At 62.6% G+C, this 16,495-nt stretch carries 16 protein-coding genes; 6 read left to right on the top strand and 10 right to left on the bottom strand.

Features of this window, described 5'->3' with window-relative positions:
• Positions 1-10 precede the first annotated feature (10 nt).
• From ANI01nite_RS13765 to ANI01nite_RS13750, 4 genes are all read left to right on the top strand, one after another.
• On the top strand, positions 11-1,210 hold the full coding sequence (locus ANI01nite_RS13765; protein WP_141358627.1) for an ROK family transcriptional regulator: 1,200 nt from the start codon (positions 11-13) through the stop codon (positions 1,208-1,210).
• A 70-nt stretch (positions 1,211-1,280) separates the two neighbouring features.
• Positions 1,281-2,087: a glucosamine-6-phosphate deaminase gene (gene nagB / locus ANI01nite_RS13760; protein ID WP_073706674.1), complete on the top strand. Its 807-nt coding sequence runs from the start codon at positions 1,281-1,283 to the stop codon at positions 2,085-2,087.
• A 29-nt stretch (positions 2,088-2,116) separates the two neighbouring features.
• A complete protein-coding gene (locus ANI01nite_RS13755; RefSeq protein WP_073706673.1) occupies positions 2,117-2,566 on the top strand; it encodes an SRPBCC family protein in 450 nt (149 codons plus the stop codon).
• An 84-nt stretch (positions 2,567-2,650) separates the two neighbouring features.
• On the top strand, positions 2,651-3,271 hold the full coding sequence (locus ANI01nite_RS13750) for a hypothetical protein (RefSeq protein WP_141358625.1): 621 nt from the start codon (positions 2,651-2,653) through the stop codon (positions 3,269-3,271).
• On the opposite strand, the gene ANI01nite_RS13745 is transcribed toward ANI01nite_RS13750, so the two are convergent.
• From ANI01nite_RS13745 to ANI01nite_RS13715, 7 genes are all read right to left on the bottom strand, one after another.
• A complete protein-coding gene (locus ANI01nite_RS13745; RefSeq protein ID WP_141358623.1) occupies positions 3,268-4,068 on the bottom strand; it encodes an inositol monophosphatase family protein in 801 nt (266 codons plus the stop codon). The two genes, ANI01nite_RS13750 and ANI01nite_RS13745, sit on opposite strands and share 4 nt — an antisense overlap.
• 2 nt (positions 4,069-4,070) lie before the next feature.
• On the bottom strand, positions 4,071-6,347 hold the full coding sequence (gene ligA / locus ANI01nite_RS13740) for an NAD-dependent DNA ligase LigA (protein ID WP_255314545.1): 2,277 nt from the start codon (positions 6,345-6,347) through the stop codon (positions 4,071-4,073).
• Positions 6,348-6,394: 47 nt separating this feature from the next.
• Entirely contained in the window at positions 6,395-7,351 is a 957-nt protein-coding gene (locus ANI01nite_RS13735) for a PP2C family protein-serine/threonine phosphatase (protein WP_052253520.1), read from the bottom strand.
• Complete coding sequence (locus ANI01nite_RS13730) at positions 7,351-8,562, bottom strand: adenylate/guanylate cyclase domain-containing protein (RefSeq protein WP_141358619.1); 1,212 nt, start codon at positions 8,560-8,562, stop codon at positions 7,351-7,353. The genes ANI01nite_RS13735 and ANI01nite_RS13730 overlap by 1 nt, the downstream gene beginning before the upstream one ends.
• Complete coding sequence (locus ANI01nite_RS13725) at positions 8,559-9,107, bottom strand: hypothetical protein (RefSeq protein ID WP_141358617.1); 549 nt, start codon at positions 9,105-9,107, stop codon at positions 8,559-8,561. Before ANI01nite_RS13725 ends, ANI01nite_RS13730 begins: the two co-directional genes overlap by 4 nt.
• A gap of 86 nt (positions 9,108-9,193) precedes the next feature.
• Complete coding sequence (locus ANI01nite_RS13720; protein ID WP_170214657.1) at positions 9,194-10,060, bottom strand: biotin--[acetyl-CoA-carboxylase] ligase; 867 nt, start codon at positions 10,058-10,060, stop codon at positions 9,194-9,196.
• 58 nt (positions 10,061-10,118) lie between these two features.
• Entirely contained in the window at positions 10,119-10,976 is an 858-nt protein-coding gene (locus ANI01nite_RS13715; protein ID WP_141358613.1) for an SDR family oxidoreductase, read from the bottom strand.
• Positions 10,977-11,171: 195 nt separating this feature from the next.
• Here ANI01nite_RS13715 and ANI01nite_RS13710 point away from each other — a divergent pair, with 195 nt between their 5' ends.
• Together ANI01nite_RS13710 and ANI01nite_RS16765 are read left to right on the top strand one after the other, a co-directional pair.
• Complete coding sequence (locus tag ANI01nite_RS13710; RefSeq protein WP_038989817.1) at positions 11,172-12,782, top strand: acyl-CoA carboxylase subunit beta; 1,611 nt, start codon at positions 11,172-11,174, stop codon at positions 12,780-12,782.
• A gap of 52 nt (positions 12,783-12,834) precedes the next feature.
• Entirely contained in the window at positions 12,835-13,053 is a 219-nt protein-coding gene (locus ANI01nite_RS16765) for an acyl-CoA carboxylase subunit epsilon (RefSeq protein WP_073706666.1), read from the top strand.
• 79 nt (positions 13,054-13,132) lie between these two features.
• Here the strand turns inward: ANI01nite_RS16765 and ANI01nite_RS13700 are convergent, their stop codons facing one another.
• The 3 genes from ANI01nite_RS13700 to ANI01nite_RS13690 form a co-directional block, all read right to left on the bottom strand.
• Positions 13,133-13,834 (bottom strand): FHA domain-containing protein, encoded by a 702-nt coding sequence (locus tag ANI01nite_RS13700; RefSeq protein ID WP_141358611.1) that lies wholly within the window; start codon positions 13,832-13,834, stop codon positions 13,133-13,135.
• Between the two features lie 18 nt (positions 13,835-13,852).
• Entirely contained in the window at positions 13,853-15,403 is a 1,551-nt protein-coding gene (locus ANI01nite_RS13695) for a serine/threonine-protein kinase (RefSeq protein WP_141358609.1), read from the bottom strand.
• Positions 15,400-16,495: FHA domain-containing protein (locus ANI01nite_RS13690; protein ID WP_141358607.1), on the bottom strand; the 1,096-nt coding region annotated here is incomplete at its 5' end. The genes ANI01nite_RS13690 and ANI01nite_RS13695, both read right to left, overlap by 4 nt.

The raw sequence follows: 16,495 nt of genomic DNA, 5'->3' as shown, positions 1-16,495 counted from the left end.
ATTGGCGGTAATGGATCTTGCAAGGCAATGTACCGGAGAAGACTTGCCCAAAAGTTTGTTAATAGAGTTAACTAACCTTGTGACTTCCCCGCGCAAGGATTGGAATATGCTGTCCCACGGCAGCGCCATTTTGCCGTCCCATGGAAGGGAACACAACCTCTCGCTGATTCTGCAAACACTTTCAGACCAAGGCGAAATGAGCCGTGCCGATCTGGCACGCGCGACCGGTCTGACACGTGTCACCATCTCAGAACTTGTCGCCGAATTGATCAATCGTTCCCACGTTATCGAGACCGGACAGCAAGAAGGCAAACGCCCGGGAAAACCCTCAACCCTCCTCGATTTGAATCGTCCCGGGCTCAGGATCATCGGTGTGGATTTATCCGGCGTTGTCCCGTTCCGCGCAGCGATCATGGATCTGGATGGTGCCATTCTCCAGAGCTTTTCTTCCCCGAAGCGCGATGCAACAAGGGAAGCGGCGGTAGCCCAGCTCCTGGAACTGATCGACACTGCGATACGGCACTGCGACGCACCGATTCTTGGCATCGGCATCGGTTCCCCCGGGGTAGTGACCGATAAGGGAATTGTCATTGCTGCCGAAAAGTTCGTTTGGCGCGGCTTCGACTTGGGCGCCGCAGTCGAACAGGCTACCGGCATCAACACCCATATCCTCAATGACGCCGACTGCGCCATTCTCTCCGAGCACACGTTTGGCCAAGGCAGCGACCACATGGTCTTGCTGCGCCTCGGGCGCGGTGTAGGTTGCGGCGTCATCACCCACAACACTTTGGTGCGCGGCTCGGATTTTGCCGCCGGCGAGCTGGGCCATGTCCGCCAGCGTGCAGAGGACACGGCCTTATGCAGCTGCGGAGAAATCGGCTGCCTGGAAGCCTATGCTTCCGTTCCTGCAATTTGGAAGTCCTTGGCCGAAGGGGAAGAGAAAGGGCAATTGAACCAGCGGGTCGCGGCCTATCTTGCTGGCGCAGTTGCTCCGCTTCTTTCAATTCTGGACATTCGAAACGTCATTTTCACCGGCACCCCAGACATCGTAGATCAGCCTCTCGCACAAGCGTTGCGCGAAGCACTGGCCCTGCGCTCGCATACGGCTCGCTCCGAAAACTTCAGACTTTCACTCAGCGAAGATCCAGAGCATCTGGTGCTCCGGGGTTGCGCCGTGAACGTGCGGTTCCACGAACTAGGGATCGCTTAGCGGCTCCTTTTCGCCCACTTGTTTCTGCTATTCCACTAATCATCAATGCCAAGATCGGAGAGTCCACACCATGCGAGTACTCATTGGTTCATCCCCGGAAGAAGTCGCAAAGATCGCGTCCGACAACGTGTTGGCCGGCCTGGCTCACCACAGCGCTGGCGCTGAACCGGTTCTAGGGCTTGCCACGGGCTCCTCCCCGCTAGGACTGTATCGTGAATTGTCCCGCGCAGTTCAGGAAGGTCGCGCCGATTTCAGCCGTGCACAGGGATTCGCCCTCGATGAATACATCGGGATCCCCGACACCCATGAACAGTCCTACCGACAGACCCTGCTCAACGAAGTCTGCGACGTCATCGGCTTGTCTGCGGACTCATTGCATGTTCCGCAGGGCATGGCAGCCTCGGTTGAAGCCATTGAGGCAGCGGCCCGCGCGTACGATGCGTCCATCGCACAGGCCGGAGGCATCGATGTGCAAATCCTGGGCATCGGATCAAACGGCCACTTGGGCTTCAACGAACCGGGCAGCGCGCTGCGAAGCCGCACCCGGATCAAGCGCTTGGCGGCGAATACCCGTGAAGACAATGCGCGCTTCTTCGACGGCATTGAGCATGTTCCCACCCACTGCGTCACCCAGGGCCTCGGCACGATCCTGGACGCAGGCCGCCTGGTCCTGGTTGCCGTGGGCTCCGGCAAGGCAGATGCAATTGCCGCTGCCGTGGAAGGCCCGATCTCAGCTTCCTGCCCGGCATCTGTCCTGCAGCTGCACCAGGACGCAGTGGTAGTCGTTGACGAGGCAGCGGCCAAGGGCCTGAAGCTGCGTGACTACTACGACGACGCGGCTGAAGATCTGACCGTTCTGGACCTCACCGTCCGCTAAAACTCCCTTGCCAGTGGCATACTTTAGCCATGGCCGTCTACTTTGAATGCGTTACGCAAGCCAACCTCAGCCCTGCTGAGCTCTTCGAGAAATCGTTGAGCATCGACGCGCATACCGGTTCGATGGCCGATTCGCAGGAGCAGGCAGTGGCTGGGGTGACCAGCGGAACCATTGGCCTGGGCCAGCACGTAACCTGGCGGGCCAAGCATTTTGGCATTCCCATCCGGATGACCTCCACGATTTCCGCCGTGGATGCCCCGCGCAGCTTCACCGACCAGCAGCTGCGCGGACCGTTCAAATCCTTCCACCACGTCCATGAATTCCATGCAATGGACCACGGGACGTTGATGGTCGACAAGATCCAATTCAGTGCTCCGCTTGGTCCATTGGGGTGGCTGGCCGAACGGCTCGTCCTCGGCTGGTACCTGCCCAAGCTCATCCGGATCCGCAATGACTACCTGGTCGCGGAGCAAAGCTGACTCTGCAGAATGGTAGCACCGGAACTGCTTGTACAGTGGACTAGTCGCATAGTCGTCAGCAACCCGCTACCCAGATGAAGGCCAATGACCCGAATGCAGCAGACCTCGCAAGCCAACGCCCCGACCACAGAGCGGAAATTCGCTCTGGTGGTTTCCCACCTGCTCTCCCCTATCATCTTGGCTACCGTGCTGCTGCTGGCCACTCCATGGCGGGATGCTTCGGTGCGCTTCAGCGAGTCGGTCACCGCGGCCCTGTTCACCACGATTATTCCGTGGCTGATCCTGGCCGGCGCGAAACTGCGTGGCAAGGTCACCGACATGCACGTGACCGTAAGGCATCAGCGGCATTGGATCTACGCCTATACCGCCGGATTGATCCTCTGCGGCCTGCTCGTACTGCGGCTCATGGACGCCGGGACGCGGATGTACCTCGAAGTGCTCAGCATCCTGCTGGGATTGGCAGTCGTCGCTGTGATCAATATGTGGTGGAAGGTCTCGGTGCACCTGGCCGTGGGCACCTACGTGATCTTGCAGGTGGCCGGGCAGTTGAACGAGCTGATGCCGCTGGTGGTGTTCTTCATTGCGGTGCTGTCCTGGGCACGCATCCGCAGTTTCCAGCACACCGCCACACAAGTGTGTGGCGGTGTCGCCGTGGGCATTGCCATCCACTACGCGCATGAGTGGATGGCAGCCGTTCTGCTTTAAGCGCCAGGCTCCGTGAGCTTAGCCGGGTCCACCAATCCGGCGTACTGCCAGCCCGGATTGCTGATGGGCCGGCCAACCTGGCATCCTGCTTCCTCGGCAATCAGCGCGCCGGCGGCCCAGTCATACTCCTGGGTGCCGTATTCGGCGTAGGCGTCCAAAGACCCCTCGGCCACGAGGCACAAATCCAGCGCAGCCGAGCCGAGCCGGCGCACATTCACATAGTCCTCAAGCATCTTCCCAAGCACCTCGGCTTGGAACTGCCGGCGCCCGGAATCATAGCCGAAGCCGGTGGCCAGGATCCTGGTTTCCGATTCCTCGGGTCCGGTGAGCTGGGTGAGCTTTCCGGAACGCAGGTCGAGTTTCCATGCGCCTAATCCCTTGCCGGCAAAGTACTCCACCTGCAAGGCAGGGGCGACGATGGCCGCGGCCAGCCAGGTCTCGCTGCCATCATCGTTGCGCTGGCAGACGCCCACCGAAGAGCAGTAGTAGGCAATGTTGCGCACGAAGTTCGTGGTGCCATCCAGCGGATCAATGCTCCAGCGCAGCCCGCTGGGATGCACCGGCTTGGCGCTGGGATATTCTTCGCCGGTCAACTCGTCGTTGGGCCGGGAGGTCACAATGGCCTCGCGAATCGCTTCCTCGGCGGCGCGGTCGAAGTCGGTGACCCAGTCCCCTGCCGCCGACTTGTCGGTGAGGTTGAACTGCGATTCGTCGCGGCGGCCAAGTACTTCGGCGCCGGCGGCGGCAGCCCGGCGGGCCACCATCACCAGCGGATCGTGGGTTACTGCGCGGTCCATATCTAGCCTTCCGTTGGTGCGGCGAGTGCTGCCTTGCGTGCTGCTTCTGGTCCTTGCTCCAGCAGGATGCCGAATCCGGCTTCGTCCAGTACCGGAACGCCCAGGGACTGGGCTTTGTCCAGCTTCGACCCGGCGGATTCGCCGGCCACCAGGAAGTCGGTCTTCTTCGAGACGCTGCCGGTGGCCTTGCCGCCACGGACAATGATCGCTTCCTTGGCGGTATCCCGGGAATAGTTCTCCAGGGTACCGGTCACCACGATGGCCAGGCCTTCGAGGTTCTTGGTGATGTTCGCATCCTGCTCGTCTTCCATCTGCACGCCGGAGGCCTGCCAGGAGGAGACGATCTCGCGGTGCCAATCCACCGCGAACCAGTCAACCAGCGCTTCGGCGATAATGGTGCCCACCGAATCGATTTCGGCCAGTTCCGCCACAGCGTTGCCCGAGTCAAGGACCTGAAGAAGGGCGTCCATGGAGCCGTAGCGGGTGGCAATGGCCCGCGAGGCGTTCGGGCCGACGTGGCGGATGGACAGGGCTACCAGCACCCGCCACAGCGGGTTGCCCTTGGCCTTCTCCAGCTCATCAAGCAGCTTCAGGGTGCTCTTGGTCGGCACCGAAGGCTTCTTGGCGGTGGCTTTGGAATAGAAGTACGGGACGAGCTCGTACTTGCCGGTGCCCTCCCCCTTGGAGCGCTTTTCCCGCCAGACCTTGACTTCTCCAAGCTCGTCGAGCTTGTCCTTGAGGTTGAACAGGTCAGCCTCGTTCTTCAGCGGGCCGGGTCCGGCGGGCAGGATGACGCCGCCCTGGGTGGCCGGGTCCTCGCCCGGACCGCTGGTCAGGGCAGCTGCCGCTTCGTAGCCGAGGGCTTCGATGTCCAGTGCACTGCGTCCGGCAAGGTATGCCACGCGCTCGGTGAGCTGTGCCGGGCAGGATTCGGCGTTGAGGCAACGGATATCCACGTCGCCTTCCTTGGCCGGGGCCAGCGGTTGCCCGCAGGAAGGGCATTCGGTGGGCATGACGAAATCACGCAGGTCCTCGTTACCATCGCGCAGCGGGAGCACCGGGCCGACAATCTCCGGGATGACGTCTCCGGCCTTGCGCAGGATGACGGTGTCGCCGATTTTGACGTTTTTCGCCTTGACGACTTCCTGGTTGTGCAAAGTCGCGCGCGCGACGGTGGAGCCGGCGACGAGGACTGGTTCCATCACGCCGAAGGGGGTCACGCGGCCGGTGCGGCCCACCTGGACCTGGATGTCCAGCAGCTTGGTGTGCACTTCTTCGGGCGGGTACTTGTAGGCGACGGCCCAGCGCGGAACCCGGGAGGTGTAGCCCAGCTGTTCCTGGGTGGCCAGGTCATCGACCTTGATGACAATGCCATCGATGTCGTGGATCAAATCATGGCGCTTCTCGCCGTGCTCGGCGATGTAGTCCTTGGCTTCCTGGCGGCTGCCGACCACGCGGCCGTACGGAGAGACCGGCAGGCCCCAGCTGCGCATCAGCTCATAGGCCTGGGACTGCTCGGTCAGGTTGAAATCGCGGCTGCGGCCCAGGCCATGCACGAACATGCGCAGCGGACGCTTGGCGGTCTGCTCCGGATCCTTCTGGCGCAAGGACCCGGCGGCGGCGTTGCGCGGGTTGGCCAGCGGCGCCTTGCCCTGGGCAATCAGTGCCTCATTGAACTTGTTGAAGTCCTCGGTGGCGATGAAGACTTCGCCGCGGACTTCGAATTCCGCAGGCCAGCCGGAGCCGGACAGCTGTTGCGGGATATCGCTGATGGTCAGCGCATTGTGGGTCACGTCTTCTCCGGTGGTGCCGTCCCCGCGGGTGGCCGCGCGAATCAGCTTGCCCTCGCGGTAGGTCAGGTTCAGTGCCAGGCCGTCGATTTTGACTTCGCACAGCCATTTGACCGGGGTCTGCGGGTGCAGGCGTTCGGCGTTGGCCTGTGCTCGTTCCAGCCACGCGTCGAGTTCATCAAGCGAGAAAACGTCTTCCAGCGAGTACATCCGGCTGGCGTGGGTGACCGATGCGAAGGCGGCGGAGGCTTCGCCGCCGACTTCCTGGGTAGGCGAGTCCTGTCCAGCAAGGATGGGATAGGTCGCCTCGAGCAGCTGGAGCTCCTGGAACAGCGCGTCGTATTCTGCGTCGGAGACCAGGGGAGCATCATTTTGGTAATAGGCCTCGCGGTGGGCGCGGATCTGCTCGACCAGCTGTTCATAGCGGGTCTTGTCAGCTTCCGGCGGTACGTCGGCGGTCTCGACTGGTGCTGCGTCTTTTTCACTCACGTATTCAATTGTGCCCCACCGGCGGACAGTTTAGCTGGCTTGGAGCCCTAGTTCCCAGGTGCGTCCGCTGGTGCGGGTTCGGCTGCCAGCACGTCAATCACGATCACTGCGATGTTGTCCCGGCCGCCGGCTTCCAGCGCAGCCGCAGTGAGAATCCGGGCCGCTTCGGTGCGGTCCTTGTAGTTCACCAGCAGGGTCTGCAAAATGTCCTCGGTCAATTCGCCGGAGAGCCCGTCGCTGCACAGCATGTAGCGGTCGCCGATGCGTGGCTGCAGGACGGTGACGTCCGGCTGGCTTTCGGCGCCTGCGCCCAGGGCGCGGGTAATCAGGTTCCGGTGCGGATGGTTGCGCGCTTCCAGCTCGGTGATCTGCCCGGCATCCACCATTTCCTGCACGGCCGAGTGGTCGCGGGTCAGCTGCTGCAGCGCACCGTCGCGCAGCCGATAGCCGCGCGAATCTCCCACGTTGACCAGCAGCAGGCTCGGGACTTCCTCGGTGGCCACCGGCAGCGGCGCGGTAGCCGGCGCCAAATTGGCGCGGTGGTTCTCCAGCATTTGCGGAGTGATCTTGGAAATCACGTCGGTATTCTGCGTCATTGCGAAGCTGGAGGTCCACGGCGGCACGGCGGCCAGCGGAGCGGTCACGCTGTCCCGGCCCTTGCTGGGGGTCTTGATCTGCACCAGGGCGCACAGGGTGGTGCCGCCGCGCGATTCAAGCGCTTCGCGGATGCGGTCATCGGCCAGCTGCACCTGCCGCTGGACATCCGGCACCGAGGGCAGTTTCCGCACCGAGGTCTTATTGGCGAAGGTGCAGATTTCTTCCATGGTTTCCACCGCAAGCTGGCTGGCCACCTCGCCGGCTTCATGCCCGCCCATGCCGTCGGCAACCGCGTACACGATGTCGTGCATCAGGATACGGTCTTGGTTCTGCGAGCGCTTGCGTCCCACGTCCGTCAGGCCCGCCGCGGCGAGGATGAAGGGAACCGGGGCTGGTTCATTAGCCATCAGTCAATCACCAGTCCTGCTCCCTCGCCTGCCGAGAGTTCGTAGGGTTGGATATCCCCGAAGCCGCGCACCGCGGTAATTTCCTGGGCGGTGAGCACGAAGCGTACATCATTGCGCAGCGTATTCGCGGTAATCGCATCGGTCAGCACGGTGCCGGGCTCGGCCAGCGAGGTCAGCCGGGCCGCCATGTTCACCGTCGGTCCGTAGATATCGCCCAGGCGCGAGAGCAGCCGGCCCCAGACCACCGCTCCGCGGGTTTGCGGGAAGAGCTCGTCCTTGGCCAGCTCGCGCGACAGGGACAGCGCGATCTGCGCGCCGGCCTGCGGGGTTTCTGCCACGTAGAGCACTTCATCGCCGATGGTCTTGACCAGGCGGCCGCCGCCCACGGAAATGATTTCCGCGCACTTGGCCTCGAAACGCTGGACCAGCTGGGCCAGCGTGCGCTCGTTCATGCGCCGCGACAGCGAGGTGTAGGAGACCAGGTCGGCGAAGCCCACCGCACGGGCCAGCGGCAACGGGGTGCCGCCATCGTCCTCGCCGCGGTCCTGGTTGTAGGCGGCCACGCCGGTTTCCACGCGCAAGGCCATGCGGTGCACGGCGGAGTTCAGCTGGCGGCGCCACGAGTAGAGCAGCAGGTCCTCGATGGCGGGGATGATTTCAGGCAGCAGGCTGAACAGCTGGCGGCGGGCCTGGCGGTCGGACAGGTTCTGGTTGGCGATCATGTCTTCGACCAGGGCCTCGATCTGCCAGACCACCATGCGGTCGGTCATCTGGCCCACCGAACGCATCAGCGAGATGGCGGTTTCCTCGGTCAGCGTGCCTTCGCGGACCATGCCCACCATGGTGCCCAGGGCTTTCTTGTCGGCCTCGGTGAAGAACACTTCGTCATCGCTGAGTTCCGGGAAGCCCATGGCGCGCCACAGCTTGCGTGCCGAGTGCAGGGAGACCCCTGCCTCGGAGGCGACTTCGCGGCGGCGGAATTCGCGCTGGCCGCCGATGAGCCGTTTTTCCAGCGAGGCGACGGTGTCGCGGACAGCCTCGGGGGTGTGGGCCGGAATGCGCAGCGGGCCTTCCATGGCCTCGGCAAGTTCGAGAATTGGATCCGATTCGGCGGGGGTTGCCGCGGGAGCGTGCTGGCGGGCGCCACGGACAGCCTCGGCGGCGGACTGCGGAGAGTCTGCCCGAGGTGTGTTGGTGTGCTCGGTGCTCATGCCCCCATGCCCTCACTGTTCGTCGTTTCGGTGTGCGCCATACTCTGGCTGCTGCGCAGGTTCGCCATCGCCTCCATGGCCAGGGAACGGAAATACTGTACCGAGGGCACATGCGTGAGCCGCACGTATCCCTGGTTCAGCACGATATCCAAGGTTCCCGCACGCGTCATGGCATTTTTCGCCTTGCTGTGCGCGACCAGGTCGCGAACTGTAAATAATCCTACAGATTGCAGCTTGCCGTCGTTATACGTCGGCCGGAACATGATCCGCTCGGTAGTCAGCACGATGCGGCTGCGCAGCCACCGGGCCCAGGGAATCACGCTCCAGATGAGCACCAGCGCGGCCCAAAGGACTACCGCAACGATCATCCACACATTTGCATTGGAAGCCAGCCAGTCCGACAGATCATCCCGGGAAAGATAGCCAAGCGAAAACGTGCATAGTGCGGTCAAGACGAGGAAGGCCCCCACGGGCTGGCGCAGCACTCGGGAATGCTCACGAGTTTTGATGATCATTCGTTCCCTTTCATGCAGCGGCAACTTCATCGTGTTGTTCCTCGTCCCTCCTGTTCCCGGCTGAGTGCTTCGGTCGTCTCTTCCAATACTAGTCCCGGGCCAATACCCAAGCCGGGTTAGGCATACTTTCCGTCGGCGCGCCGCACGTGGTGCACGTCGCCTGCCAGCACATGTTCACGCTGCCCGGTGCCGTGTTCCAGCACCAGCGAGCCATCGGTGCCCAGCTCTACGGCAGTGCCCACCAGCGTGGACCCGTCAGGGAATTCCACACGCACGTCATGTCCCAGCGTGGCCAGCTTGGCGCTGACCAGCTGGTGCAAGGATTTCCCGTTGTTTCCAGGCAACGGCATCTGCGCCATGCCGCCGACTTGGCGGAATCCCCGGTCCAAAGCCGCAAATTGCTTCAGGTACTCAGCCAGCAATTCGGTGCGGTTCAGGTTCTTCGCACCGGCCAGCCGCAGGGATGTCGCGGTAGCCACCGGAAGTTCCTCCCGGCTCTGGTTCACATTGATTCCGGTCCCGACCACCACGCCATAGCCGTTGCCGGCAGGAACCATTTGCGCCAGGATGCCGCAGACTTTCTGCTCGCCAGCCAAGAGGTCGTTGGGCCATTTGATGCCCAGTGGAACGCCGCAGGTATTCTCGGCCGCCCGGCTCCAGGCCAGCGCCGCCAGCATGGTGTACCAGGAGAGGGATTCGGGAGGGAAGCCAGGTCCGGGCACGGCCAGGACGCTGACGGTGAGGGAAGATCCTGCCGGGGTCACCCATTCACGGCCCAAGCGCCCCTTGCCGGCCTGCTGGTGCTCGGTGTAGTACACGCTGAGATGTCCGGCCTCGCCGGTGCTGGCCAGTTGCGCCAGCTCGGTATTCGTAGAACCGGAGGTTGGCTTGAGATTGACCAGCCCCAAATCCAACGGGGCGGTGAGCTCATTGAAGATCCGGGGATCGAGAACAGCGCGGTCGGTGCCATACGGGTTTTCCATATCTCCAACCCTATGGCACCGGCCGCCCATTATTCCCTGTTTTACCCCGCTTGACCGCTTACAAGAAGATGTCCTGGACCAGCGGGATCTGCGGGTTCAGGGTGTACTTCTCCAGATCCGTTTCCCCGGCCAAGGTCAGCACCTGGCCGTCGGTGAAGAAATTGCCGCTGACGCCCGCGGGCGGGCTGGCAAGAATTGCCATGGCCGCGTCTGCCACGACCGAAGCGTCGCGTGCGCCCTGGACCATTTTCTGCCCGCCTGGCAGGTTGCGGATTGCTGCGGTGTCGATCAGGGTTTCAGGCCAGAGCGAGTTCACCCCGATGCTGTCTTCCTTCAGCTCTTCAGCCAGCCCAAGGGTGGTCAGCGACATCCCGTACTTGGCCATGGTGTAGGCCAGATGCTGCCCTGCCCACTTGGGGTCCAGGTTCAGTGGCGGGGAGAGGGTCAGGATATGGGCATGCTCGGAGGCGCGCAGGTACAGGAGCGCGGTCTTGGACAGCAGGAAGGTGCCTCGGACGTTGATGTCCTGCATCAGGTCGTAGCGCTTCATATCGACCTGGTCGGTCTTGGCCAGGTTGATGGCCGAGGCGTTGTTGACCACGATGTCGATGCCGCCGAATTTTGCCACCGCTTCCTCCACGGCGCGCTGCACGTCGGCGTCCACGCGGACATCGCCGACAACGGCCAAGCCCTGGCCGCCGGCTTCCTCAATCTGCGCAACGGCGGTATGGATGGTCCCTTCCAGCGTCGGGTGAGGTGTATCGGTCTTGGAGAGCAGAACCACGTTGGCCCCTTGCCGGGCTGCGGCCAACGCGATGGCCAGGCCGATGCCGCGGCTGCCCCCGCTCATCAGGATGGTACGGTTCTTCAGGTTGCCGGGAACGGGCGCGATAAGAGTGCGCGATTCAGTAGTCATGTGATACAGATTACGCGATGATCCGCCACTAAGCTACCGATCAGTAACTTATTCTGGCGTGCCACGCACCAGATATCGGGCCATTTTGTAAGATTCCTACAACCGAAAGAGCTGTTTCCCCAGCTAGACTGGCTTGGATGGCATTTTTCTTGTGCCATTCCTACACATTGAAGACAACTCAAGGGAGTCGAAGGCATGACGCAGGGCAGAACTGAGGCAGCCGAGTCAATCGACCTGTCCACCACCGCCGGAAAGCTTGCTGAGTTCCGCCGCCGCCAGAAGCTCGCTGAAGCGCCAAGCGGCGAAGCGGCGATCGAAAAGCAGCACTCCCGCGGCAAGCACACTGCCCGCGAACGCATTGAAATGCTCATGGACGAAGACTCCTTCGTCGAGTTCGACGCACTTGCAGTCCACCGCTCCACCGCCTTCGGCATGGAGAAGAAGAAGCCATTGGGCGATGGCCTGGTCTCCGGCTACGGCACCGTGGATGGCCGCCTGGTGGCCGTCTACTCGCAGGACTTCACCGTTTACGGCGGCTCGCTGTCCCAGGTCAACGGCGAGAAAATCGTCAAGGTCCAGGAATTCGCGCTGCGCAACGGCTGCCCGGTAGTCGGCATCCTCGATGGCGGCGGTGCCCGCATCCAGGAGGGCGTCGCGTCCCTGGCCATGTTCGCTGACATCTTCCGCAACAATGTCCACGCCTCGGGCGTTGTCCCGCAGATCTCGCTGATCATGGGCCCATCGGCCGGCGGCGCCGCCTACTCCCCCGCGCTGACCGACTACGTGATCATGGTCGACAAGACCAGCCACATGTTCATCACCGGCCCGGACGTCATCAAGACGGTGACCGGCGAGGAAATCGACATGGAAACCCTGGGCGGCGCCCGCCAGCACAACGCCAATACCGGTACCGCCACCTACCTTGCCTCCGATGAGGAAGACGCTGTGGAGTTCTGCAAGGAACTGCTGGACTTCCTCCCGTCCTCCAACCTCTCGGATCCGCTGATTGCCGAATTCGATGAAGAACTGGATATCACCGCCGAGGACCTGGAGCTCGATACGCTCATCCCGGATTCGGCAAACCAGCCTTATGACATGCGCACCGTGATCGAGTCGGTTGTCGATGATGAGCACTTCTTCGAGATGCAGTCGCTCTACGCACCCAACGTGATGATTGGCTACGCCCGCATCGAAGGCCGCACCGTGGGCATTGTCGCCAACCAGCCAATGCAGTTCGCCGGCACCTTGGACATTGCCGCCTCGGAAAAGGCCGCCCGCTTCGTGCGCAACTGCGACGCCTTCAACATCCCGATCCTCACCTTCGTGGACGTGCCGGGCTTCCTGCCGGGCAAGGACCAGGAGTTCCAGGGCATCATCCGCCGCGGTGCAAAGCTGCTCTACGCCTACGCCGAGGCCACCGTGCCGAAGCTGACCGTGATCACCCGCAAGGCCTACGGCGGAGCGTACATCGTGATGGGCTCGAAGAAGCTGGGCGCAGACCTGAATCTGGCTTGGCCTACCGCGCAGATCGGCGTGATGGGTGCCCAGGGCGCGGTGAACATCCTCTACCGCCGCGATCTGGCCGCGGTGGAAGCCGAAGGCGGAGACGTCGAGGCCCGCCGCAAGCAGATCATCGACAACTACGAGGCCGAACTGCTCAACCCCTACCAGGCCGCTGAGCTGGGCTACGTGGATGCGGTCATCGCCCCGAGCGAGACCCGCTTCCAGCTGGTTCGCGGTCTGCGCGCGCTGCGCGAGAAGCATGCGACCCTGCCTCCGAAGAAGCACGGCAACATTCCGCTGTAAGCGGCAGATCCTGCCCGACCAGTACCCACCAGAACCACAAAGGAGCACGCCGATGGACCAGAACAGCGCCTTGCCTGTTGCCCCGCAGATCCGCGTCACCAAGGGAAACCCGAGTGACGAGGAATTGGCGGTGGTCACCGCATTGCTCGCTGCCATGGGCAACGCTCCCGCGCCTGCACCGCAGGCCGCAGAGCCCAAGAAGCGCGTAGATCGGATTCGCCGGCGCCGCGCACTCGTTCCGCGTTTAGGCTGGACCATCGGACGCCGCTGAGCATTCCAAAGGCCAATGTGCTGAACAATACCGCAGGGAATCGTCCAGCCCATTGGCCTTTGGCGTACCAGCCGGGAACCTAGTCTTCGTCGGGTACTTCGGCATCCAAGATGGCCAAATCGGCACGGGTGACCAGATGCGAACTCACGGCGTGCTCCACCAGCCGAGCGCGACGGTTGGTGGCCAGTTTTCCCGGTCCCCCGCGCAGTCCGGCAACGCCCGCCTTGTCCAATTTGTCGCACACGTTATCGAGTTTGCGATTGAACTTCGTAATTCCCCACCCCAGCCGTGCGGCAGCCGCCGCGCTGGTGGGAATCGAGCTCAGCCCGGTGCCTTCGCGGCGCAGCATCGGCTCAGCCAAGACCACAACCAGCGCCCGCTGGGCACTGGTCAGCAGCACCGGCCCAATGGTGGTTTCGCCGCAGGCATCGTATTCCAGGTAGTCCTGGCGGAATGCCGGCTGCGCGACATGAATCGACAGCTCATAGGTGGTGGGACCGGCAGTGAACACCACGCCCACCCGATTGAGCACCAGCGGCAGGCTCGACTCCGGCGACAGCCAGGCTTGCAGGCCGCCGGTTCGATCCGCAATGGTCGCGGTCAGCCGGCTGCCCACGTTGTTGAGCCACCACAGCCCGCTGTGCTTGCTAATCGTCAGGAAGTGCCGGTGCAAGTACGGATTGTCGTCGATTGCGAGGTCGCCTTCACGTCCGATGGTGAAGGGCGTGCCGTCCTGGACAGGATAGTACTGCCCGCAGTACTCGATAGTTACTTCACTCATCGCTTATGCCTACCTTGCTTAACCTGCTCCGGTGCAGAACCGTGCTCCATCCGAGATACGTCCATCATCGCGCACGAGCTTGACCTCGATACAAGTTTGCCCGCCTTCGCCGATGTCGGTAGTCGCGCTGGGAGACTTCGTCTGCTTGAACTCTCCCGTTTCCGTTGCGGTAATGGGAGCCCAACGGTAATGGTCATCCTTATTCGGTTCCGGGTTGGACCAGCGGAAGGTTACCGTTTCTCCCACCGTAGAGTACTCGAAATTATCCACCTTGGGGACGGTGCCGCCAACTAATGCGTCCTTGGGACCGTCCGTGGCGGTAATGGGCGGGCCGGTACGCTGCGCGGCTTCCTGCTCCGGCAAGAACATGTTTGCAATGAAGGCGCCGCCAACCAAGATGAACAGCACTATGCCCACCGCGATGAATACCTTCGGCAGGCTCTGGCGTTGCTTCGGCTCTGCCGGCTTGGCCGATGGCGTTCCGGATTCGTCTTGCGCGTTATCTTCTGGGTTCGGAGCCGGCGCAGGTTCCTTCGGCATGTGCAGCCGCGGTATCGGCGCTGACGGTCGTACCCGCCGTGCGTGTTGCCCGGGAACGGAGGAAATCATCGGTGCAGAAGGCAGCGGACGCTGCACGTCGCTGATCGAAATGACATTGCGGACGCGAGTGCTTTCACCGTCCTCCTCCTCAGCCGCTTCGGCAGGTTCTTCGATAACCTCAAAAGGAGTGACCGAGAAGCCCAACTCGATCTGGATTCGCTGCAGGGAGCGGGCGAATTCGGCGGCCGAGCCGAATCGCGAAGCCGGGTTCTTCGCCATGGCTACCGACAACGCCTGGTTCAGCGACTCGGGAACGTCAAGCCGCTCCAACGGTTTCAATGGAGAATTGCAGATCCGCTCAATGAGCACTGGCTGCGCATTATCCTGTCCCGGCCGGACGAACGGCGAATGCCCTGCCAGAACTGTATAGATCGTGGCACCGAGCGAGTATACGTCCATGCGCACGCCCGGAGGCGTGTCGCCGCTGAACGCTTCCGGGGCGGACCATGGCACCGACAGCCCTGCGGTGTGCGATCCGATGGTTCCCGAGATGCCGAAGTCGGTCAGGGCCGGCCGGTTGTAGTCAGTAGTCAGCACGTTTCCCGGCTTGATGTCTCGATGCACGATGCCCGCTAGATGCGCGGTATGGACCGCTGAGCACAATTGGATGGCCAAGGTCAGCGTTTCATCGATGCTCAAGACACCGCGGCGGTAACGGGCATCCAAGGAAGGCCGGGAGCAATACTCCATGGCCAGATAGGAACGTCCGTCATCGGTGATCTCCGCTTGGTAGATCGTGACGATATAAGGATGGGTGGACAGCTGGGCCATCAAATTGGCCTCGGCCTCGAAACGTTGGCGGGCTTCCTCATCACTGACATCAGCCAGCAGCACCTTGACCGCCACCTTGCGGTTGGGCCGGTGCTGCTCGTAAAGATAGACATCGGAGAATCCGCCGGTACCCAGTGGCTTGACGTACGCGAATCCCGGTATTTGCGGTGCCGGAGCTGGCGCGCGCTTTGGACTCACGGCAGATCCTCGAAGCGGATGCTGACGCCATCACCCAAGTCAGCGACGTCGCCGTTGATCAGCATGATCTCCTGGTGGCGGGACAGGCGCCGTGGCCGCTGCCCTTCGCGCAGCAGCACGGTGCCATTGGTCGCACCAAGGTCCACCAGTTGCACATGCCATCCCTCCACACGCACGTGCAGGTGCGAACGGGAGATGTCGCCGCTGGGGCTTTCAACCTTCAGCAGGCGGGGTTCGCTGTCGGATTTGACGGCTCCTGCGCTTGGCTGGCGTCCGAGAACCACCGAGCGGTTCAGCTCGTGGGCGTATTCGCGGGTACCGCCGTGGTCGCTGACAATCATGCGGCCCATGGCAGGCTTGCGAACCTGCTGCGCCTGGGCGGTCAATCGCTCGCCGCATTGCCTGCACGTCGACGCGGTGGGTGGATTGGGGTGCCGCTTGGAGCAAGAGCGCGCCAGGATGAATTCATTCAGGGACACCGAACTTTCTGTACCGTCCTTGGCATCCAACCCTGATGAAGGCCTGGATTTCGGAACACTGGAGCCGCGGATGATCGTGTGCTCGTCGTCAGCTGGTTCGGCGGGAGGCCCAGCGATGGCAGGACCTGCCGGACGGGACTTGATAATCGTGTCCTGGTCATCGCCCTGGCCGGTATCGTAAACGGTCTCTGCCGCACCTCTGGCTCCGAGCAGCTGCCCGGCAAGCGAGAGTTCCTCCGAGACAACTTCCTGCTCGTATTGCGCTGGATCCTGGGTTGCTTCTGAGTCAAAGGTCCGGTCGTCCTCGGCATCCTTTGCCGATGCCTTGACTAGCGTGGCCTCATCGGCCGCCTTGGCAGCGTCAGCTGCCCGTGCCAGCACATCAGCTGGGCCCTTGGGATCTGCAGCTTCCTTGGCTAGTGCAGCGTTCGGTGCAGCAGCAGGCTTGGCCGCCGCCGGTGCCGTGTCCTTTGCTGGCGCCTCAGTTGGTTTGGCCGCATCAGATGCGGAAGCAGCCTTAGCCGGAGCAGAAGCTGGCTTGGCCGCAGCCGGTGCCGGGTCCTTTGCTGGCGCCTCAGCTGGTTTGGCCGCATCAGATGCGGAAGCAGCCTTA

Source organism: Glutamicibacter nicotianae, from assembly GCF_006539525.1.
Classification (GTDB): Bacteria; Actinomycetota; Actinomycetes; order Actinomycetales; family Micrococcaceae; genus Glutamicibacter; species Glutamicibacter nicotianae.
This window is presented reverse-complemented; position numbering and strand designations above follow the sequence as displayed.